We start from the raw sequence: 20,483 nt of genomic DNA on the forward strand, positions 1-20,483 counted from the left end.
GGCTTTGATCCGGCGAAACTTGTGGATCGGTCCGCTGGCCGGCGCGACGCTCTTCGGGGGTTTCGCTGAGGCTCACCTCGACGCTATCCGTGGTCGTCTGGAGCCGAATACGGTGGCGAAAATGCGGTCCTTCCTGGACAACCATCTGCTGCCACAGTGGGAGTCGTGGCCGTTGGCTGGGATCTTCAACGGCTACCTGGAAATCGAGAAGTGGGTGTCAGAGCTGCACGAGGACTACGCGGAGTCGACGGTGGCGTCGATTTTCGCCACGTTCTCCGGGCTCATGAAGGCCGCGGCGAACGCGAGACTGATCCCGGCAAGCCCATGCTCGAGTGTCAGGGTCACCTCCGGTGCGTACGACACCGAGTACCTGGTGGCCAGCCCAGTCCAGATCTTGCGCGGTGCGATGCGCCTGTACAAGTGCGGGCTTGGGCTGCATGGGTTCGTGTTGTGCCTGATGGACGCCTACACCGGCGCTCGATGGGGTGAATTGGTCGGGCAGCAGCGGCACGAGTACGACTCGGCGGTGCGCGCCATCGCGATCAGGGAGCCACTGAAGGAGTTCAGCGGGCGAGTCTTCAAAGGAGGCAAGGCGCCTGCTGAGATCGCAGCCCCGTCACGGCGTCGCGGAAAGCAACGAAAGGGGAGGACCAAGACTCCGGCTGGGACACGACTGGTGGAGATTCCGCCCAGTATCGCGGTGTTCTACGAGGAACTGATGGACAGCCATAGCCACCCGTTCATCCTGTGCAGTCCTGAAGGCAACCCGTGGCGGCGATCTAACTTCCGCTACCGCTACTGGCGTCCAGCCTGGGACGGTGCCGCCGAGGACAAGCCGGGTTCGGTGCCTCCGATTCTCGAAGGTTCACCTTCCACGAAGGGCGCCACACTCACGCGACATGGCTGACCGAGGACGGAGTGCCGGAAGTCGCGAGGCGCGCGAGGCTCGGCCAGAAGATGAAGGGCATGGGAAGGATCTACGACCACGTGACCCCGGCGATGCGTCAGCACATCATCGCGTCGCTGGAAGCACGATGGGCTGCGTCCTTGATCGTGCTCCGGCCCACCGAGCGCGACAAGCTCGCGAGCTGGTTCCCGCACTTAAAGGTGGTGTACCGAAACCTTGAGATCGAGCCGGTGAGAAAGATCCACGCCGGATTCACGCCATTGCAAAAGTAAAACCCCATCCCTCGCGAGGAGGGACAGGGCTCTGAGCTGCGAAAACGTATGGTGCGCGATACTGGGATTGAACCAGTGACCTCTTCCGTGTCAGGGAAGCGCTCTCCCGCTGAGCTAAACGCGCCTTGCTGTTGAAGGAAACACTACCAAGCGTCCGCGGCCGCCCAAAGCCACCCCCGTGGTCGCCCGGGGCAACTCTGTTGCTATATCCCGATCCCGCCTGTCCACGTAGGACTCAACGCCGGCCCGATCCACCGCCGGACCAGGGCTCGCAGCCGGTCGTCGGTGAGTGCGGGGGTCGACGGGTACTGCAGGAATGAGATGAACAGGCGCATGAGGATCTCGGCGAGGCCTTCGAGGTCGGTGTCGGCGAGGCCGGCGGCGGGCCAGTCGATCGGGAGGTTGCGGAGGATGCGGGCGCCGAGGGAGAACGACAGGGGGGAGGTGACGCCTGCTGTGAAGAAGTCGGCCTCGCCCGCTTGGAAGAGGAGGCCGAGGTAGGGCTCGTTCGGGACCGTGCGGACGGCGAAGACCACCGATTCGACGGCCGCCTCGGCGGCGGTGGTGAAGGTGGACAGGTGGCGTTCCATGCGGGCCGCGAAGTCTTCGACGTTGGCCATGGCGACGGCGCGGAGGATGTCGGCGAGGCTGGGGAAGTAGCGGTAGACGGTTTGGCGGGTGATGCCCGCTTCGGTGGCGACGTCGGAGAGGCTGGTCTTGGCGAGGCCTGCTCGGTCGATGCAGGTTGTTGCCGCCTCGACGATGCGGCGGCGTGCTTCGTCTTCGGTGCCGGGTGGGTTGCCCTGCCAGCCGTGGTGCCCCATGGGGACCATCTTTACCGGGAGAGTGCCGCCGGCGCCGTTCGACTCGCCCGGTAGAGCGCGGCCAACACGAGGCCCGCGCCGAGGAAACAGGCGAGTGCGTAGGGTCTGCTGCCGGTCGGGGTGCCGTCGTCGGCGGGCAGGGAGCTGAGCCAGAACGCGGCCATTGCGCCTAGGTAGACGGCGGGGTAGACGCGGACGAACGGAGACAATGGCTCGGCCGGGCCGCGGGCCGACACGAGGATCGCGACGCCCGCCAGCCAGACCAAAGCCAGCTCGATGCCGAGCACCCAGGTCTTGTCGGTGAAGAAGCTCGCGGGGATGCCGGCGATCGCCATGGTCGGGGGCGTGAGGATGCCGGCCAGCAGGATGCGCCACGCCAGCGACCAGCCGTGGCGGTCCCTGGTCAGGCGGACGACCAGGTATGTCATGGCTCCCATGGACACCGAGGCGAACAACAGCATGCTGTTGAGCGGCACCGAGGCCAGCGCGGGGTGGTTGACGAGGTGGTTGTCCATGTTCCACGCCCACCATTTCAGCTGGGGGCCGAGCTGGTCGAAGACCTCGTAGAACACCTGGCACACGAACGCGACGGCCACCGCGCCCAGCGCTGGGCCGCGGCGCCGGAAGACGCCGAGCGAGCGCACGAGCTCGTACGCGAGCTGGCTGATCACCGGGTAGAACGCCACGATGTAGAGCGGGAGCCGATCCCACATGAACTGCACGGTGAACTGGTTGTGCGCGAAGATGAACCCGTACTGCCGCTCCAGCCCGAACCACTCCGGAAAGTACAGCGGCGGCTCGATCACGAACAGGTAGACCAGCGAGGTGCACCACAGCGCCAGGTTGACGGGGTCGCCGTCGCGGTGGCGGCGCAGGGCGTGCACCAGCGCGAAGATCGCGCCGCCGAGGATGAGCAGCTCCAGGAACGGCATCGTCGGATGGGCGAGGTCCCAGGGAAACCGGACTGACAGCACGGGTGAGACGTCGTGGCAGTCGAAGCCGAGGCCGCGGGTGACGGCCTCCGCCTCGGGGCCGCACACGGCGCTCATCGCGCGGCCGCGGTCGTCGCGGGGGAGTAGTCGGCGGCGGGTGGTTCGGCGCGGGGGTCGAAGCCGAAGGGGACGCGGTGCCTGCCCAGTGCCGCGCGGACGCGGTAGCGCAGGAGGCCGGCGAGCACCCTCGGGTTGCGCATCATGTCGCCCAGTGACTCGTCGAGGTTGAACACCTTGGCGAAGTGCTCGTCGACCACGTCGTCCTCGCGGGCGGCGCCGACGATCAGGCTGAACGCCGGGCCGGACAACGCCGAGACGACGCGGCGCTGCCATTCGGGCAGTGTCTCGGTGCCCACCGCGCAGGCGTAACCCTGGTCCCTCGCCATCGCGAGGCGCCAGGGTACGGCGAGCAGTTTGCGTTGCGCGGCAAGGAATCGCTTGGTGTCGAAAGCCGGGAGGTGCTCTCGCAACAGCAGTGCCGAGGCCGAGGCCGAGCTGATGCCTTGTGCGTAGAACGGGTTGAACGCGCAGATCGAGTCGCCGATGAACGCCAGGCCGCGCGGCGGCGTCTTCCAGCGGTCGTAGCGGCGCCACTTGTTGCCGGTCGACCGGGTCAGGTGCACCTCCGAGGTGGGCTCGCACCGGTCCATCGCGGCGGCGAACAGCGGCGTCCGGACCCGGGCGGCCGACTCGGCGAACGTGTCCGTGGTGCGGGGCATCTCGAGTCCCCACGAGCCCATGCAGGCGATGACCCGGTTGCCTTCGATCGGGAAGAAGTTGACCAGGAACTCGTGCTCGGCGGGGTGCTCGCCCTTGTCGAGCGTCGGCATGATCACCAAGTGCCGCCACCACCAGGACGCGGGCCGGTCGGCGGGCAGGTCGTACCAGCGTGAGGTGTAGGTGACCTTGGCGTCGAGCGTCTGGACCTCGGGCTTGGGCCAGCCCGCCGCCACCAGCCAGTCGCCGACGGAAGAGCCGCGGCCCAGCGCGTCGACCACGAAGTCGGCGCCGAGGTGCTCCGAGCCGAGTTCGACTCCGGTGACCGCGCCGCCTGCCGTGGTCAGGCCGGTGACCGTGACCCCTTCGCGGATGGTCACGTTGGCCAACTCGCGCACCTTGTCGCGCAGCACGCGCTCGATGAGGATCCGCGAGCTGTAGATCATCGTCATCGCGCTGCGTTTGCGCGCCGACCAGCCGGGACCGTCGAGGTAGGCGGCGTCCATGGACGGCATCAGGTGCAGCCCGCCCGCGGCGATGAGGTCCTCCTCGAAACCGGGGAACAGCGCCCCGATCGCGCGGCGGCCGGAGTTCAGCAGGAAGTGCGGATGCTTGCTCTGCGGCACGCCGCGCCGATGCTCGGCTTCGGCGGGCAGTTCGTCGCGCTCCAGCACCAGCACCTGCTCGAAATGGGGCGCGAGCGCGCCTGCGGCACACAGTCCCGCGGCACTGCCACCCAGTACGACAGCGGTTTTGCCGAGCTCCACACGGACCAGCTCCCCACGTCAATCATACAAAGTGCCCTTGAATGTATGAATGACGTGAGGTGTGTGTCAAGGCGCGATCAGGGGAGCGCGCTGCCCCGCGCGGAAATCCACAGCCGGTACCAGTCTTCGTGGGACAGCTCCGGCTCGCGGCGCACGGAGTCGGCGCAGGCACGGATCCGGCCGGGATTGGTCGTCCCGATGACGGGCGAGATCCGCGCCGGATGCCGCTGCAACCACCAGAGCAGCACCGCCTCGGGCGTGGTCTCCGCCGCCGCGGCGATGGCCGAAACCAGGTCCGCCGTGGCGTGTTCGGCCTCCGTCTCCTGCCGCCCCGTGTAGCGCCCGCGCGCGAGCGCTCCCCATGCTTGGATCTGCATCCCGCGCCTGCGGCAGTACTCCGTCACGCCGGACGGGAAACCGACCGAGGCGCCTTCGGCCGTGTTGACCAGCACGCCCGCCTCCACCCAGGCCCGGCTGGCGAGGCTCATCTCGAGCTGGTTCGCCACCAGCGGGAAGTCCAGCCGGTGTTCGAGGTCCTGAATCTGCTCGGCGCTCATGTTCGAGACACCGAAATGCTTCACCAGCCCTTGGTCACGCAGCTTCGTCAACGCTTCGGCGACCTCTTCGGGCCGGGCCAGCGGATCCGGCCGGTGCAGGAGCAGCACGTCGACGTGGTCGGTGCGCAGCCGGGCGAGGCTCTGCTCGACCCGCTCGATGATGGAGGCGCCGCGCAGGTCGTAGTGCCCCGGCATGCCGTCCTGGGCCAGCCGGATGCCGCACTTGGTCTGCAGGACGATCCGCCGTCGCAGCCCGGGATCCCGCGCGATCAGCTCGCCGAACACCGACTCGGCCTTGCCGAACCGGTAGATGTCCGCGTGGTCGAATGCCGTGATCCCCACTTCGAGAGCGGTGTTCACCGCGCGCTCGGCGAGCTCGATGTCTTGCGCCCCATAGGGTTGCTCGTCCCAGGAGCCGCCCAGTCCCATGCACCCGTACCAGGCCCGGGGTGCCGGCGGCTCTGTGCTCACCATGAATTCTCCTACGCGTACGCGTGTTTGCCGTATGGCCGATCATCGGTTGCTTGATCGAGAATACGGTTCGCGACGCGGCCGAGTGCGGCGAGCAACTCCTCGCGGCCCTCCGGGCCCCAGTCCCGCAACTGCTCGGCGAGCCAGTTCTTCCAGGCCTCGATGAGCTTGTCGAGTTCCACCAGGCCGAGTTCGGTGGTCGCCCACCGGCCATTGTGGTAGGTGAGATGGCCGGTCAGTTCCAGCTTGGAGAACACCGGCTCGAAGACCTCGGGCGGGATCCCGAACCGTTCGCTGACCGCGGCCAGCGTCGCGGGCTTGTCGCGCCGTTCCCTGATCCGGACCTGCCCGACACACCACAAGCCGCCGCGGTCCAGCTCGCATCCCGACCGCGCGAGGATATGCGGCGACGCGGCTCTTCCTTCCTTGGCGAGCAGCCTGCCGACGGCGCGTTCCAGGTCCTGGTCGCGATCGCTCGGATCGGGCATCGCGAAGCCGGTGCCCAGGTCCGGCGCGCCCGCGCGCGAGGTGTCGCGCAGCGGGACCTCCTTGAGGAAGAACGCGAGCCCCAACGCCACCAGCCCGACGGGCGCGGCATAGAGGAACACCGCGTGCAGTGAATCGCTGTAGGCCTGGATGTACGGCGCCGACACCGACGGCGGCAGCTTGTGCAACGCGGCGGGCACTTGGACTATCTGCGGATTGAGTCCTTGGGGGAGCGGATGTTCCGCCGCGGCGCGCGCCATGTTCGGCGCCAGCTGGTTGGCGTAGATCGTGCCGAAGATGGCCGCGCCGAACGAGGATCCCAGCGAGCGCAGGAAGGTGACCCCGGACGTCGCGACGCCGAGGTCGCGGTACTCGGCCGTGTTCTGCACGACGATGACCAGCACCTGCATGCTCAGCCCGATGCCGAGGCCCAGCACGACCAGATAGGCCGACATCTCCCAGAAGCCGCTCGTCGCGGTGAGCCGCGACAGCAGGTAGAGCCCGAGCGTCAGCCCGACACCGCCGAGGATCGGGAAGATCTTGTAGCGCCCGGTCTTGCCGACCAGGTTGCCCGCGACGATCCCGGAGACCAGCAGCGCCAGCACCATCGGCAGCATCCGGACCCCGGAATTCGTCGCCGAGATCCCGTGCACGTACTGCAGATACGTCGGAAGGTACGACAGCGCGCCGAGCATCGCGAACCCGACGACGAAGCTCAGGATCGCCGACACCGTGAACACGGGGTTCCGGAACAGCCGCATCGGCAGCGTCGGTTCCTTCGCGCGCTTCTCCACGAAAACGAACCCGGCGAGGAGCACCACCGAGCCCGCGGCCATGCCGATGATCGTCGGCGAGCCCCACGCGTACTGGGTGCCGCCCCAGCTGGTGACCAGCGTCAGCCCGGTCGCGGCGAGCCCGATGAGCAGGATGCCGAGGTAGTCGATCACCGGCTTGACCGCGGCCTTCACGCTCGGCATCGCGCCCGCGGCGACGATCAGCACGATCACCGCGAGCGGCACGTTGACGTAGAACGCCCACCGCCACGACAGATGGTCGACGAACAGCCCGCCCAGCATCGGCCCGAGCACGGTCACCACGCCGAACACCGAACCGAGCGCGCCCTGGTACTTCCCGCGCTCCCGCAGAGGCACGACGTCGGCCACCAGCGCGGTCGCGGTGACCATGAGCCCGCCGGCGCCGAGACCCTGCACCGCCCGCGCGACGATCAGCCAGATCATGTCGTTCGCGAATCCGCAGAAGAACGAGCCGCCGGTGAACACGAGCACCGACAGCTGGAACATCAGCTTCCGGCCGAACAGGTCACCCAGCTTGCCGACGACGACCGTCATGATCGTCTCGGCGAGCAGATACGCGGTGATCACCCACGAAAGGTGCCCGGCGCCGCCGAGATCGCCGACGATCGTCGGCAGCGCGGTGCCCACGATCGTCTGGTCCAAAGCGGCCAGCAGCATCCCCAGTGTGACCGCGGCGAAGACCGCGTTCACCCGTTTCCGGCTGAGCTCCGGCGGCGCGTTCTCCTGCCGCTCGGCGGTCGCGGTCGTCGTCATGACGTTCACACTGCTCATCACGGCGGAAACCGGCTCGCTCCATCGGCGATGATCACCCGATCCGGGGGCGGGGCGACGTGTGATCGGCACTGGGGTTGCGCCGGTGAGGCGAAGGTCATCCGGAAGCATCCCCACGGCCTGGTGAACATCTTTCCTGGTGAGGGCGAACACGGTGAATCGATCTCGATTCGCATCACGAAGGAGAACCAGATGAACACGAAGTTCAAGGCAGTCGCCGGTATCGCGGTCGCCGCGGCCGGGGTCGTCCTGCTCGCTCCCGCGGCGTCGGCGAACCCGTCGGACAAGCCGTGCGACATCTCCGACCTCACTGTCTCGGTCACGCCGGATCCGACTTCTTCGGCGGGCCAGCAGGCTTACGTGATCCACTACGTCGCCGCGGGCGGGCACACCAACTGCAAGCTGCAGGGGATCCCGACCGCGGTCACCTTCACCAAGGGCAGCGGGCACGGCGAGGGTGATGGCAGCGGCATCGGCGTCGTCCCTGACGACCCGTCCGGCGACAGCAGCGTTCCGGTGAACGTCCAGCCCGGCAAGCCCGCGGAGTCCCGGATCCTGATGGCTTCGCAGGCCCCGGTCACCTTCGTGCCGAGCGTGGTGAACCTGAACCTGCCGATCCCGGGCGGCGACACCGTCACGGTCGGCTGGCCGGAAGGCGCGCCGCTGAAGGGCGAGTCCGTCGAGGTCACGGCCGTCTCGGCGGCCTGACCGTCGTCGTGAGTGGTATGGCCGGTTAGAACCGGTCATGCCACTCACGACCCACGGCTAGTCGCTGATCGTGGGCGGCGGCGGGATCGTGTAGCCGGACGGGCCCAGATTGGCCTGGAGGGACGCGCGCCAGGCGCCCGTCGAGATCATCTTCCGCAGCGCGTCGTTGATCTTCGCCCGGCCCGCGTTGTCGTCCTTGCGCAGGCCGATGCCGTAGAAGCGCTGGGTGAACGGTTTGTTGACCACCTTGAGCAGTTCCGGATGCTGCCCGGCGTAGCCGCTGAGCAGCGCGTTGCCGGTGGTGATGGCGTCGACCAGGTTGGCCAGCAGCGAAGCCACGCAATCGGAATACTGCTTGTACTCCACGAGTTTCGTCTCGTGCGCGAACGTGTCCTTCACGTACTGGGCCGAAGTGGACTCGCTCACCGTGCACAGCCGCTTGCCGTTGAGCGACTGCGGCCCGGTGATGGAATTGTCGTTGCGCCGCACCAAAAGATCCTGGCCGACCGTGAGATACGGACCCGCGAAGCCCACTTGCCGCTTGCGCTCGTCGTCGATCGTGTAGGCGCCCACCACGAAATCCACCGCGCGGCCCGCGATGAACTTCTCCCGGTTCGCCGGCCGGGTTTCCTGCCAGGTGATGTCTTCCGGATCGACGCCGAGTTCCGCGGCCACATACCTGGCGACGTCGATGTCGAAGCCCTCGTAAGTCTTGTTAAGCGTTCTCAAGCCCATGCCGGGCTGGTCGAACCGGATTCCGATGGTGAGCTTGCCCGCGGACGCGGAGGCGAGCAGGTCGCCAGGGGGTGGAGGTTCGCTGCCGCAACCGGTCACCGTCGTGGCCACCACCAGCAGGGCGCACCATGATCGTCGCAGCCTCATCCGCCGTGCTTCCCCTCGATCTCGGAGCGAAGATCGTATTAGGTCTTCGGCCGCCGAGGCGACGACTGCACGAAAGTCGGCGTTCGTGCCGCAACTCGGGGTCGTGAGTGTTGCGGCCGGTTAGAACCGGCCGGAACACTCACGACCGCCGATTGCCGGGCGAGGTCACAGGTCGGGCCAGCCACGCTGAAGGTGAGTGAAGGCGACGGCCAGCGCGGCGGGCGGGTCGGGCTCGGTGCCCGCGATGTCGGGGATTTCCAGGACATAGCGGGCGAACAGGCGCAGTGACAGGTCGCCCGGGTCCTGGCCGGTCTGCTCGGCGATGACGTGCGCGAGCGTGGTCTCACAGCTTGTCCACAGTGTCCTCGCGTAGGCGCGCAGCGCGGGCGTCGAGACCACGAGGTCGGCTATCGCGCGTGATTTCGGGTCGGGGGCGGGATCGAAGGGGCCGCGCGTGGCGAGGAAATCGTGAAGGGCTCGCAGGATCGAGACGCCTGCCGGGCGATCCCGTACCGCGGTGGTCAAAGCGTGCTCGCGTTCGGCGCCGTCGCCGAGGACCAATGCCTCCTTCCCACCGGGGAAGTGCGCGAACAGCGTCGAGACGGCCGTGTCGGCCGCGTCGGCGATCTCGGCGACGGTGACCTGGTCGAACCCTCGCTCCAGGAACAGCCGCCGTGCCGCGGTGGCGAGTGCTTGGCGCGTGGCGGCCTTCTTGCGCTCGCGCCGCCCGGGTGCCTGCGTTCGGTCCATGGCGGCACAGTACCGGCTAGTCAGAACCTCTCCGAAGTCAGAGTGTGTACAATTTCGGAGTCACTTCGACTTCGCAGGGGGCCGTCATCCGAAATCAGCAGTGGGACGTCCGTCGGCTGCCGCGCGCCGAGGGCAAGGACTTCCTGGTCACCGGGGGCAACGCGGGCATCGGGTACTTCGTCGCCGAGCAGCTCGCCGGTACCGGCGCGACCGTGATCCTCGGCAGCCGGGACGCCGCGAAGGCCGAGGCCGCGATGGCCTCGATCCGCTCTCGGGTCCCCGGTGCGCGGGTGCGCCACGTCCGGCTGGATCTCGCCGACCTCTCGTCACTCAAGTCCACAGTGGACGAATTGGATCGACTTGACGCGGTCGTGTGCAACGCGGGCGTGCTGCTGGAGGAGCCGGGACGGCGCATGGCCCGGGACGGTCATGAGCTGATGTTCGCGACCAATCATCTCGGGCACTTCGCGCTGATCGGCAAGCTGATGCCCCTGCTGTCCGGCGGTCGTATCGTCACGACCGGCAGTTTCACGGCGAAGTCGGCGCGGCTGGACCTCGGCGATCTCCAGTCCGCGCGCGACTATCGGCCGAAGGACACGTACGCGCGCTCGAAGCTCGCGCAGATGTTGTGCGGGTTCGAACTCGACCGCCGTCTCCGTGCGGCGGGCAGCACCACGGCGAGCGTGGTGAATCACCCCGGTGGTGCGCTCGATTCCCTTACCCCGTCCCGTCCGCCGTTCCACGTCCGGACAACGGGCCGGCTTCTGCGCGGCCTGCCGGCGGGTCTTCTCTTGCAGGGCAAGGAGGCGGGCGCGTGGCCCGCGGTCCGCGCTGTTCTCGATCCGTCCGTCCAAGGCGGCCAGCTTTGGGGTCCCAGGGTGTTGGGACTTCGGGGTGAACCCAGGCTCGAAACCGTGCGAAACCTGTTGGCCGACAAGGAACTCGCGGGCCGCGTCTGGGACGCCAGCGTCGATCTCACCGGCCTCGATCCCCTAGAGTCGCGTGCATGATCTCGCAGCCAGCCGACCTTGACGCCGTCCGCGATTCCTATGACCGAGTGGCCGACAACTACGTGGACATGGTGCGGACCACGGGCATCGGCGACATCCGCACCCACCCGTGGTTCCGTGCGGTGATGGACGTGTTCGCCGATGCGGTCGGCGGACTGGGGCCCGTGCTCGACGTCGGCTGCGGACCGGGCACGGTCACGGCCTATCTGGCCGAACGCGGTCTCGACGTCACCGGTGTGGACCTGTCGCCGCGCATGATCGAGCACGCGCGCCGTCTCTACCCGGACTGCGAGTTCAGGGTCGGATCGTCGACCGAACTCGAGCTGGCCGAGGCGTCGTGGGGCGGGCTGCTGGGCTGGTGGTCGTTGTTCAACCTGCCGCGTGACGTGCTGCCGAAAGTGCTGTCGTCCTTCGCGCGCGCCCTGAAACCCCAGGGACAGTTGATGATCGCGACGCATGTCGGTGACGGCGATGTGGAACGCACCGAGGCGTACGGAGGAGTCCCGGTCCGCTGGACGACCCACCTGTGGCGGCCGGAACAGCTCACCGAGCTGCTCGAGCAGGCCGGGCTGAAGCCGACCGCGGAGCTGCGGCTTCCGGCTGATGGGCCGGTCGGCCCGACCGTGGTCTTGGTCGCGCGGCGGCCCTGACCTGATCGTCGAAGAACCGCCGCCGGGCCCAGCGCCCGGCGGCGGTTTTTTGTTCGAGCTTGACAGGGACGAGGGTGAGCCTCCATGGTTAGTTACATGAGTAATGAACCGACGAACCGCAGCGCGCGGTGGTCGGCGTGAAGGACGACGGACGGCCGCTGTTCCTCCAGATCGCCGAGCAGATCGAGAACTCGATCGTCGACGGGAGCCTGGCCGCGGATACGCAGGTGCCCTCCACCAACGAGCTCGCGGCCTTCCACCGGATCAACCCGGCGACCGCGGCGAAGGGCATCAACCAGCTCGTCGCCGACGGGATCCTCTACAAGAGACGAGGCATTGGCATGTTCGTCGCCACAGGCGCTCGCGCGCAGCTGCTGGAACGGCGGCGCGGGGACTTCACGCGGCAGTTCCTCGCCCCGCTGATGGCGGAGGCGGGCAAGCTCGGCATGGACGCCGAGGAGATCAAGAAGCTCATCGACGTCTGGGAGCCACAACCATGAACGTGGTGCGCACAGCCGGGGTGACCAAGAACTACGGTCCACTCGACGCGCTCGCCGGGGTGAGCGTGGAGCTCGCCGAGAACACCATCCACGGCCTGCTGGGCCGCAACGGCGCTGGCAAGACCACGCTCATGCGGATCCTCACCGGCCAAAGCTTCGAAACGAGCGGCACGGTCGAGGTGTTCGGGCAGCATCCGTACGAGAACGCCGACGTGCTTTCCCGCGTCTGCTTCATCAAGGAAAGTCAGCACTACCCGGAAAGGTTCCGAGTGCGGCACGCGCTGCGTGCCGCGGAGCTGCTCTACCCGAACTGGGACGACGCGTACGCCACGGAGCTGCTGGCGGACTTCGCCGTCCCGGCGGGCCACCTGCTCGGCAAGCTTTCGCGTGGCCAGCTCTCGGCGGTCGGCGTGATCATCGGGCTCGCATCGCGGGCGCCGCTGACCCTGTTCGACGAGCCGTATCTCGGCCTCGACGCGGTCGCACGCCAGCTTTTCTACGACCGCCTGCTCGCCGACTACGCCGAGCATCCGCGCACGATCGTGCTCTCCACGCACCTGATCGACGAGGTCAGCGATCTGATCGAACACGTCGTCCTGCTCGACCGCGGCCAGGTGCTCATCGACGCCGACGCGGAGTCATTGCGTGGCGAGGCCGTCTCGGTCTCCGGGCCCGCCGACGCCGTGGAGCGTTTCGCCGCCGGACACGAAGAGCTGCACCGCGAACGCCTCGGCGGCTCGCTGCGCGTCATCCTCACCGGCGCGCCCGACCGGTCGGAACCCGGACTGGACTTCGAGCCGGTTTCCTTGCAGCAGCTGGTCGTCCGCACCACCCAACGCCACGGCGGGCCGGTCGCCGCCGGGAAGGATGCCCGATGACACGCACGCTCGACGTCGCCCGGATCCAGCTGGTCAACTGGCTCGCCCTGCTCGCCTACCCGCTGGCCATCGTGGTCGCGATGCCCTTGCTGGGCTGGGTCATCGATATATCCAACGGGGAGACCGCCACCGGCCCGCATGAGGTCTACCTGCTGCCGGTGGTGTGCGCCGTGGCCGCGGCCGCGCATCTGCAGACCATGACCCAGGTCTTCCCGTTCGCGCTGGGACTGGGGGTGACCCGCCGCAAGTTCGCCGAGGCGACGGCGTTGGTCGTCGCCGCGCAGGCGCTGCTGGTGGGCTTGGTGCTGGTGGTGTTCGGTGTCATCGAACGGCTCAGCGGCGGATGGGGCCGCGAAGCCCGGATCTTCGGGGTCGGCGCGCTCCACGAGTACGGCCCGTTCACGCAATGGCTCGCCTATGCCGGGCCGCTCGTCGCCGTGTCGGCCATCTGCGTGGCGGCGGGCGCGGTGTTCCAACGCTGGCGCCAGACCGGTATCTACGTCGCGGTCTTCGGCGGCGCCGCGCTGCTGGCCGCGGCCGGGGCGCTGGCGACGACCCAGGACTGGTGGTCTTCGATCGGGCGATTCCTGGGCGGCCAGCCTTCGTTCGCGCTGTTCACCGCGTATCCGCTCGCGTTCGCGCTGGCACTCGGCGGCGGGGCCTGGCTGGTACTGCGCCGCGCGACCGCCTAGGGGGTCGTGAGTGTTCCGGCCGGTTCTAACCGGCCGGAACACTCACGACCCGAAGCCGCGCTGGTGCTCGGTCACGTCGGTCAGCATGCGCTTGAAGCGCTTGAACTCGTCGTGGCCGAGGCGTCGCGCGTGCCGGTCCTGGATGGCCGCCATGATGGCGTCGGCCGCGCGCATCTGGGCCAGGCCGCGCGCGGTGGGGCAGATCAGCTTCGCGCGGCGGTCGCTCGGGTCTGGTCGGCGTTCGACGTAGCCGAGCAGTTCCAGCTCGTCGATGAGCGTGCCGACGATTTGCTTGTGCTGCCCCGAAAGACGGGACAGGTCGGTCGCCCGGACGCCCTCGGGATCCAGGTAGGCGAGCACGGCGCCGTGCCGGTGCTTCAGATCGTCGAAACCCTGCTCGGCGAGCGTCGTGAAAAGCTCGCGCTGCACCGCGAACAGCAGCCGCCCGGACAGGACGCCCAGATCGGGGTCGGTCGCGTTCCGCTCCGCGCGGGTGACCATCGCTGCTCTCCCTGTGCGGTCGTTGACGGTTCCGCCCGTCACTGTATCGGCGACGGCGTCTTCAGCGGCGGACGAGCTCGTGCCCGAGGTCGTCGCGGAGGTGGATCTCGATGAAGTCACGCAGGTAGCGGTCGTTCGCCAGCGGCTCGAAGGCCGCGGCCAGCGCGGGATCCGGCTCGATGGTCAGGTGCACCACACGCCAGACGTTGCGCGGATCGTTCTCCGTGCCGGTGACGGAATGCTCGACGTGGAAGATCGGCTGCCCGGCGCCCGCGGTGAACACGCGGCCGTCGGGCGCCTCGAACCGCTCGGCACCGACGAAGAAGGCGCGCCGGTTCTCGTGGTCGAGCCGGACATGCTCGATGACCGTCGCGTACCGCCCGGGGTCGGCCCACAGCCGTTGCTCGGAAACCCTGGTGAAGTCCTCGAACCGGCCGTGCCACGTGCTCGGGAACTTCTCGGCGCTGCCCGGTTTCACGACCGACGGGATGTACTTGTCCGGCGCCGCGGCCTTGCGCGACTCCATGTCCCACAGCAACGCGCCCGTGTACGCGAACGGCGGCCGCACGTCGTAGCGCTCACGCAGCACCTCGTTCACCCGCACGGGCGGCAGCTCCACGGTGGTCGTGCCCGGCGCGTTCCACGCCTGCTCCAGGATCGCCTCGTGGTCGAGCCGCTCGATCACCTCGCCGATCCAAGCGGTGACGGCGGGCCAGACGGGGTGGTGCGGGTGGACCACGTCGAAGTGGGTGCCGCCGTCGACCTCGATATACCGGGCGCCTTCGGTCTTCTCGGCGTAGCGGCGGCTCCATTCGGCGGGCACGGCTTCGTCGGCCGTGCCGTGCACGGCGAGCATCGGCACTCCCGCGCCGGGCAGCTCGAGCGGGGACGTCCAGTCGAAGTGGCCGCCCGTAAGGATTTTCGTGATCCCGTCGCCCACCATGTCGGCCACGACCGGCCACACTTCGGGCCGCGCGGTCTCGGGCGCGTCCTTGGGCGGCTCGGCGTCCGGGTCGGCGAGCACCTTGCCGAACCCGGTGGCGTCGGCGGCGCGCAGGTCGAGTGGCGCGCCGAGGGAGACGACGCCGATCGGGACGATCTTGGGTCCGGCGCCCGGCGCCTCAGACGGAAGGGCGGCGCGGTGACCGGCCCAGGTCGCCAGGTGGCCGCCCGCGGAATGACCGAGCAGCACGACCCGGCTGGTGTCGAGCGCCGGATCCATGCCCTCGAGCGCGTCGACCGCGGCGGCGACGTCGAGGAAGGTGCCGGGCCAGCCGCCACCCGGCTCGCCGATGCGGCGGTACTCGATGTTCCACACCGCGTACCCGACGGCGACCAGGTCGTCGACGACGTCGGTGATCTGGCGGCGATCCCACATCGCGCTCCAGTAGCCGCCATGCACGACGGTCACCACCGGGAACGGGCCGTCGCCCTCGGGCAGGTACAGCTCGCCGACCTGCGAGGGCTCCGTGCCGTACGCGACGGTGCGGACCCGGCCGCCCGCCGGATCGTCGTAGCGCACCCCGCGTTCGGCGCCGACCAGTCCGTCGATCGTGGCGAAGAAGGCCCCGATCGCGGGCAGGTTCGCGCCCTTCGCCTTCGACTCGTCCCACGCGGCGTCGTCGGTCCATTCGACGAAGTCGAGCCAGGTGCGCTCGTCGACGCGGACCAGCCTCGCCGCGAGGAACCCGCGGCGGTCGGCCCGGAACGCCTCGAGCATGCCCCGGCGGGCTTCCAGCATCGCCCGCGTGCGCTCCGGCTCCACCGTGAAGGTGGTCATCTCGATGACGGACATCGGCAAGCTCCCCGATCTAGTCAAGAATCATGATAGTCATGATACGTGACTAACCTGCCGGTTATTCCCGCCGCTCCGCCGCCGAGATGTGGTCTGCGTCTCATCTGGGTGAACGGGTACCGACTGGACGGTATCCAAGTGACGCAATCGTTTTCCATTGTGACCGCGGTGCAACCCGCGTCCGGCACAATGAGCCGCATGGGGGCAGAAGAACGCGACAAGGACTGCCTGTGGGTGACTGTCGGGCACAGAGAGCAAGGTGAAGATCCGCGCCGATCCCGCTTCGGCCGGGGACAGCTCGTCACCGTACGGAAAGGCAGGCGGGGTTTCGCGAGCGTGCGCTGCGACTGCTGCGACTCGACGCTGCGCGTGATGGTGCACGGCTCGCGCTATGACCGGTCGATGGGTGAGCCGCGGCGTGACGACGGCCTGTTCCGGGTCACCGCCTTCGCCTGGTTCGGCTTCCTCGCCGGGATCATCCCGTTCGCCTGGGGAGCCGGAGTGCTGGTGTCGGCCGTGTGCGCCGTGGTGGGCGTGGCGATCGGCCTGCGCCTGATGCCGATGGACGAGACGCCGAAGCGCTACCCGATCGCGTACGTGATCGGTGGCTCGAAGCCGTTGAAACACGTGGTGCGCGGCGCGTACGTCGCCACCTACGAGCCCGCTGTGACGTAACCCGCGCTTGGATACCTACTAGTCGGTATGCGAGGCTGTCGCGGTGTCACCCCGCGCCCAGCATCCGCAGCACCAGCTCGCCGTAGTCGCGCCCGAGCGCGGCGGGCGACTGCCGGGTGCGGTCGGTGTACCAGCGTGCGACGTCGACGCCGAGGGACAGCACCGCGCGAGCGGCCGTCCACGGGTCGGGGACGGTGAACACGCCGTCGGCGATGCCCTGGCCGATGACGTCGCGCACCGTCTGCTCGATGCGGCGGCGCAGCTCGGCGACCACCGCGAGCTCCTTCTCGGGCAGCGCCTGCAGCTCGTACTGGACCACGCGCGCGACCGTGTGCCTGCGCGCGTGCCAGGCGACGAAATCCTGGGTCAGCTCACGGATCGTCTCGGCGGGGCCCGCCTTGCGCGCGACCACGTTCTCGACCAGCGCGAGCGTCTGCTCGTGGCCGCTCTTGGAGATCGCGAAGAGCAGCGCGGCCTTGGACGGGAAGTGCACGTAGAGCGCGGCGGGGCTCATCCCGGCGCCGCCGGCGATGTCCCTGGTCGTGGTCGCGTGGTAGCCCCGCCGGGCGAACGACTCGACCCCGGCGAGCATCAGGCGGCGTGCCGCTTCGGGCTGGACGTCCGGCCACAATTCGGCGGACAGCGACACGGTCATCGCCGGTTCCTCCTCCATCACCGGCGGGGTTGACACACCCCGCACGTTCCGCCCAGTGTAATAAGCGGGCGCTTAGTCAGAACAGGAGATCCGCACAAGTGAACTCGTTCAAAGATCGGGTGGCCATCGTCACCGGAGCCAGCCGGGGCATCGGGCTCGGCATCGCCAAGGAACTCGTGGAACGCGGCGCCAAGGTGTGCATCACCGCGCGCAACCCGGAACCGCTGGCCGAGGCGGTCAACGAGCTCGGCGGCCCGGACGTGGCGATCGCCGTCGCGGGCAAGTCGGACAACGCCGAGCACCAGGCCGAGGCCGTCGCCAAGACGATCGAGGCGTTCGGCAGGCTCGACATGCTGGTCAACAACACCGGCATCAACCCGGTCTACGGCCCGATGCTGGACATCGACTTCGACGCCGCCGCCAAGATCATGGCCGTGAACCTGCTGGCCCCGCTCGCGTGGACGCGTGCCGCGCGTGACGCATGGATGGGTGAGCACGGCGGTTCGGTCGTGAACGTCGCCTCGGTCGCGGGCTTGTTCGCCTCGCCCGGCATCGGCATGTACGGCGTCAGCAAGGCCGCGCTGATCCGGATGACCACCGAGCTCGGCGCCGAGCTGGGCCCGAAGATCCGGGTCAACGCCGTCGCGCCCGCCGTGGTCAAGACCAAGTTCGCCACCGCGCTGTACGAAGGCCGTGAGGAGGAGGTCGCCTCGGCGTACCCGATGAAGCGCCTCGGCGTGCCGTCCGACATCGCGGGCGCCGTCGCCTTCCTGCTGTCGGAGGAGGCGGGCTGGGTCACCGGCCAGACGCTGGTCCTCGACGGCGGCATCACGCTGGTCGGTGGCATTTGAGCACGGAGATCGCGGGCGCGGGCGTCGTCATCACCGGTGGCGGCGGCGGGATCGGCGCCGCGCTGGCCCGCAAGTTCGCCGGCGCGGGCGCGCGGGTGGTCGTCTCCGACCTGTCCGCGGACGGCGCGCAGGCGGTCGCCGAGGAGATCGGCGGCACCGCCGTCACCGCGGACGCGGCGAGCGAAGAGGGCATCCAGCGGCTGATCGCGGTCGCGCGTGAGCGGCTCGGCGCCATCGACCTGTTCTGCGCCAACGCGGGCATCGCGCCCAACGGCGGCCCGGAGACCCCCGAGGACGTCTGGGCCCGTGCCTGGGACGTCAACGTGATGGCGCACGTGCGTGCCGCCAAACTGCTGCTGCCGGACTGGCTGGAGCGCGGCAAAGGTCATTTCCTGGCCACGGTTTCCGCGGCGGGTCTGCTGACCAGTCTCGGTTCCGCGCCGTACGCGGTGACCAAGCACGGCGCGCTGGCGTTCGCCGAATGGCTGAGCGCCACGTACCGCCATCGCGGCGTGAGCGTGCAGGCGCTGTGCCCGCAGGGTGTCAACACGGACATGTACCAGTCCACCGGTGAGGCGGGCGCGCTGCTCATGGGCGCGTCGCTGATCGAGCCGGACAAGGTGGCCGAGGACGTGCTCAAGGCCGTGGGCGGGGACGAGTTCCTGATCCTGCCGCACCCCGAGGTCGCCCAGTACTACGCCGCGCGCGCGACGGACACCGGCCGCTGGCTCGGCGGGATGAACAAGCTGCAGCGGAAGGTCGAAGACGCACTTGGCTGAGGACTGGAAGCCCGAAGTCGAAGAGCTCCAGCGCAGGCGCGCGCTCGCCGAGCGGATGGGCGGCCCCGAAAAGGTCGCCCGTCAGCACGGCGCGGGCAGGCTGACGGTCCGCGAGCGCATCGAAGCGCTGGTGGACCAGGGTTCCTTCGACGAGGTCGGTGCGCTGGCCGGTGCGGCCGAGTACGCCACCGACGGCTCCCTGTCCTCGTTCGTGCCCGCCAATTTCGTGGTGGGCACCGCCCGGCTCGACGGTCGCCGGGTCGCCGTGGGCGGTGACGATTTCACCGTCCGCGGCGGCGCGGCCGACGCGGGCATCATGGGCAAGCAGATCTACGCCGAGCGGCTGGCCAACGAGCTCGGGATGCCGCTGGTGCGGCTGATCGAGGGCACCGGCGGTGGTGGCAGCGTGAAGATGCTGGAGCAGCACGGTTTCACGTACGTGCCGTTCAATCCCGGCTGGGATCTGGTGGTCGACAATCTCTCGGCGGTGCCGGTGGTTTCGGCGTGCCTGGGTCCCGTCGCGGGCCTCGGCGCCGCCCGCGCGGTCATGTCCCACCTCTGCGTCCTGGTCGAAGGCGCGGGCCAGCTGTTCGTCGCCGGGCCGCCGCTGGTGAAACACGCGACGGGGGAGGACCTCACCAAGGAGGAGCTCGGCGGGGCCGCCGTGCATCGCCGCAGCGGCGCCGTCGACGTGATCGTCCCGTCCGAGGAAGCCGCTTTCCAGGCCATCCGCGATTTCCTGGCATACCTGCCGTCCAATGTGGACTTCTTGCCGCCGGTGGTGGCGAGCACGGACGACGTCGCGCGGCGCGACGAAGGGCTGCTTTCACTCGTGCCCCGCGACCGCCGGAAGCCCTATCGGCTGCGGCCGTTGCTGAACGCCCTGTTCGATACCGGTTCCGTGTTCGACTACGCCTGCTACGGCGGCTCGGCGTACGCGGGACTGGCCAGGTTGGACGGTCATCCGGTCGGCGTCATCGCCACGGATCCCTATCGTGGCGCGACTTTGACCGCCGAGGGCGCCGACGCGATCACCCGGCTGGTCGACCTGTGCGAGACCTTCCATCTGCCGATCGTGAACCTGACCGACCAGGCGGGCATGGTGATCGGCCTGGCCGGCGAGAAACGCGGCTCGATCCGCCGCGGCGCCCGCGCGATCACCGCCGTGTACCAGGCACGCGTGCCGGTCGCGGAGATCATCGTCCGCCGGGTGTTCGGCGTCGGCGGCGCGGGCATCACCAACCGGCACCGGCTGGTCCGCCGCTGGGCCTGGCCGTCCGGCGACTGGGGCTCGCTGCCGGTCGAGGGCGGCATCGAAGCCGCCTACCGCGCGGAAATCGAGGCCGCCGACGACCCGGCCGCCCACATCGCCGCGATCCGCGAGCGCCTCGACGCGGTCCGCTCCCCGTTCCGCACGGCCGAGAAGTTCGCCGTCGAGGACGTCATCGACCCGCGTGAGTCGCGGCCGCTGCTGTGCGAGTGGGTGAAGGACGCTTACCGGGTGCTGCCGAAACTGCTGGGCAGGCCGTCGTTCGGGGTGCGACCCTGACACCCGTTTGAAAGGTGATCAGGCGGGTA

Annotated in this window: 22 protein-coding genes and 1 tRNA gene; 12 read left to right on the forward strand and 11 right to left on the reverse strand. The window is 68.9% G+C overall.

All coding sequences use genetic code 11. The features are described from left to right. The first annotated feature begins 121 nt into the window (after positions 1-121). Both BLV57_RS01110 and BLV57_RS44320 read left to right on the forward strand, forming a co-directional pair. A complete protein-coding gene (locus tag BLV57_RS01110) occupies positions 122-907 on the forward strand; it encodes a hypothetical protein (RefSeq protein ID WP_342741150.1) in 786 nt (261 codons plus the stop codon). Positions 908-918: 11 nt separating this feature from the next. After that, entirely contained in the window at positions 919-1,179 is a 261-nt protein-coding gene (locus tag BLV57_RS44320; RefSeq protein ID WP_342741151.1) for a hypothetical protein, read from the forward strand. A 49-nt stretch (positions 1,180-1,228) separates the two neighbouring features. Here the strand turns inward: BLV57_RS44320 and BLV57_RS01115 are convergent. The 6 genes from BLV57_RS01115 to BLV57_RS01140 form a co-directional block, all read right to left on the reverse strand. Further along, positions 1,229-1,303 (reverse strand) — tRNA-Val (locus tag BLV57_RS01115). A 79-nt stretch (positions 1,304-1,382) separates the two neighbouring features. After that, positions 1,383-2,003, reverse strand: a complete 621-nt coding sequence (locus BLV57_RS01120) for a TetR/AcrR family transcriptional regulator (RefSeq protein ID WP_091287802.1) — start codon at positions 2,001-2,003, stop codon at positions 1,383-1,385. A gap of 11 nt (positions 2,004-2,014) precedes the next feature. Continuing rightward, complete coding sequence (locus BLV57_RS01125) at positions 2,015-3,052, reverse strand: hypothetical protein (protein ID WP_091285424.1); 1,038 nt, start codon at positions 3,050-3,052, stop codon at positions 2,015-2,017. Then, entirely contained in the window at positions 3,049-4,479 is a 1,431-nt protein-coding gene (locus tag BLV57_RS01130) for a hypothetical protein (protein WP_091285427.1), read from the reverse strand. Before BLV57_RS01130 ends, BLV57_RS01125 begins: the two co-directional genes overlap by 4 nt. A 77-nt stretch (positions 4,480-4,556) precedes the next feature. Next, positions 4,557-5,510: an aldo/keto reductase gene (locus BLV57_RS01135; RefSeq protein ID WP_218134551.1), complete on the reverse strand. Its 954-nt coding sequence runs from the start codon at positions 5,508-5,510 to the stop codon at positions 4,557-4,559. 8 nt (positions 5,511-5,518) lie between these two features. Continuing rightward, positions 5,519-7,561 carry an MDR family MFS transporter gene (locus BLV57_RS01140; RefSeq protein WP_091287803.1) on the reverse strand — a complete coding sequence of 681 codons (2,043 nt, stop codon included), beginning with the start codon at positions 7,559-7,561 and terminating at the stop codon, positions 5,519-5,521. 210 nt (positions 7,562-7,771) lie between these two features. On the opposite strand from BLV57_RS01140, the gene BLV57_RS01145 reads away from it, so the two are divergent. Beyond that, on the forward strand, positions 7,772-8,287 hold the full coding sequence (locus BLV57_RS01145) for a DUF4232 domain-containing protein (RefSeq protein ID WP_091287804.1): 516 nt from the start codon (positions 7,772-7,774) through the stop codon (positions 8,285-8,287). Between the two features lie 57 nt (positions 8,288-8,344). Here BLV57_RS01145 and BLV57_RS01150 read toward each other — a convergent pair whose 3' ends face one another. Together BLV57_RS01150 and BLV57_RS01155 are read right to left on the reverse strand one after the other, a co-directional pair. After that, complete coding sequence (locus BLV57_RS01150) at positions 8,345-9,169, reverse strand: glutamate ABC transporter substrate-binding protein (protein WP_091285431.1); 825 nt, start codon at positions 9,167-9,169, stop codon at positions 8,345-8,347. Between the two features lie 165 nt (positions 9,170-9,334). Then, positions 9,335-9,919, reverse strand: coding sequence for a TetR/AcrR family transcriptional regulator (locus tag BLV57_RS01155; protein WP_091285432.1), 585 nt, complete (start codon positions 9,917-9,919; stop codon positions 9,335-9,337). An 86-nt stretch (positions 9,920-10,005) separates the two neighbouring features. Here BLV57_RS01155 and BLV57_RS01160 point away from each other — a divergent pair, with 86 nt between their 5' ends. The 5 genes from BLV57_RS01160 to BLV57_RS01180 all read left to right on the forward strand — a co-directional run bounded on the left by BLV57_RS01160 (position 10,006) and on the right by BLV57_RS01180 (position 13,649). Beyond that, positions 10,006-10,929, forward strand: a complete 924-nt coding sequence (locus BLV57_RS01160; RefSeq protein WP_091287805.1) for an SDR family NAD(P)-dependent oxidoreductase — start codon at positions 10,006-10,008, stop codon at positions 10,927-10,929. Continuing rightward, complete coding sequence (locus BLV57_RS01165; protein ID WP_143046944.1) at positions 10,926-11,579, forward strand: class I SAM-dependent methyltransferase; 654 nt, start codon at positions 10,926-10,928, stop codon at positions 11,577-11,579. Before BLV57_RS01160 ends, BLV57_RS01165 begins: the two co-directional genes overlap by 4 nt. Positions 11,580-11,707: 128 nt before the next feature. Then, complete coding sequence (locus BLV57_RS01170; RefSeq protein WP_176968461.1) at positions 11,708-12,079, forward strand: GntR family transcriptional regulator; 372 nt, start codon at positions 11,708-11,710, stop codon at positions 12,077-12,079. Beyond that, positions 12,076-12,957 carry an ATP-binding cassette domain-containing protein gene (locus BLV57_RS01175; protein WP_091285437.1) on the forward strand — a complete coding sequence of 294 codons (882 nt, stop codon included), beginning with the start codon at positions 12,076-12,078 and terminating at the stop codon, positions 12,955-12,957. Before BLV57_RS01170 ends, BLV57_RS01175 begins: the two co-directional genes overlap by 4 nt. Beyond that, the gene (locus tag BLV57_RS01180; protein ID WP_091285440.1) at positions 12,954-13,649 is read left to right on the forward strand and encodes a hypothetical protein; all 696 of its coding nucleotides are present in this window, start codon (positions 12,954-12,956) and stop codon (positions 13,647-13,649) included. Before BLV57_RS01175 ends, BLV57_RS01180 begins: the two co-directional genes overlap by 4 nt. 42 nt (positions 13,650-13,691) lie before the next feature. Here BLV57_RS01180 and BLV57_RS01185 read toward each other — a convergent pair whose 3' ends face one another. Then, positions 13,692-14,150 carry a MarR family winged helix-turn-helix transcriptional regulator gene (locus BLV57_RS01185; protein ID WP_091285442.1) on the reverse strand — a complete coding sequence of 153 codons (459 nt, stop codon included), beginning with the start codon at positions 14,148-14,150 and terminating at the stop codon, positions 13,692-13,694. Positions 14,151-14,211: 61 nt separating this feature from the next. Continuing rightward, complete coding sequence (locus BLV57_RS01190) at positions 14,212-15,945, reverse strand: alpha/beta hydrolase fold domain-containing protein (RefSeq protein ID WP_091285444.1); 1,734 nt, start codon at positions 15,943-15,945, stop codon at positions 14,212-14,214. Between the two features lie 198 nt (positions 15,946-16,143). Between BLV57_RS01190 and BLV57_RS01195 the strand changes: the two genes are divergently transcribed. Beyond that, positions 16,144-16,620 (forward strand): hypothetical protein, encoded by a 477-nt coding sequence (locus BLV57_RS01195; RefSeq protein ID WP_143046945.1) that lies wholly within the window; start codon positions 16,144-16,146, stop codon positions 16,618-16,620. Between the two features lie 46 nt (positions 16,621-16,666). Here BLV57_RS01195 and BLV57_RS01200 read toward each other — a convergent pair whose 3' ends face one another. Continuing rightward, positions 16,667-17,275, reverse strand: a complete 609-nt coding sequence (locus BLV57_RS01200; protein ID WP_091287808.1) for a TetR/AcrR family transcriptional regulator — start codon at positions 17,273-17,275, stop codon at positions 16,667-16,669. Between the two features lie 98 nt (positions 17,276-17,373). On the opposite strand from BLV57_RS01200, the gene BLV57_RS01205 reads away from it, so the two are divergent. From BLV57_RS01205 to BLV57_RS01215, 3 genes are read left to right on the forward strand one after another with little or no spacing between them, the layout of a single operon-like run. Continuing rightward, the gene (locus BLV57_RS01205; RefSeq protein ID WP_091285450.1) at positions 17,374-18,126 is read left to right on the forward strand and encodes an SDR family oxidoreductase; all 753 of its coding nucleotides are present in this window, start codon (positions 17,374-17,376) and stop codon (positions 18,124-18,126) included. Next, complete coding sequence (locus BLV57_RS01210; RefSeq protein WP_091285452.1) at positions 18,123-18,905, forward strand: SDR family oxidoreductase; 783 nt, start codon at positions 18,123-18,125, stop codon at positions 18,903-18,905. The genes BLV57_RS01205 and BLV57_RS01210 overlap by 4 nt, the downstream gene beginning before the upstream one ends. Continuing rightward, complete coding sequence (locus BLV57_RS01215; protein WP_091285454.1) at positions 18,898-20,454, forward strand: acyl-CoA carboxylase subunit beta; 1,557 nt, start codon at positions 18,898-18,900, stop codon at positions 20,452-20,454. The genes BLV57_RS01210 and BLV57_RS01215 overlap by 8 nt, the downstream gene beginning before the upstream one ends. Positions 20,455-20,483 lie beyond the last annotated feature (29 nt).

Source organism: Amycolatopsis xylanica (genome assembly GCF_900107045.1).
GTDB lineage: Bacteria > Actinomycetota > Actinomycetes > Mycobacteriales > Pseudonocardiaceae > Amycolatopsis > Amycolatopsis xylanica.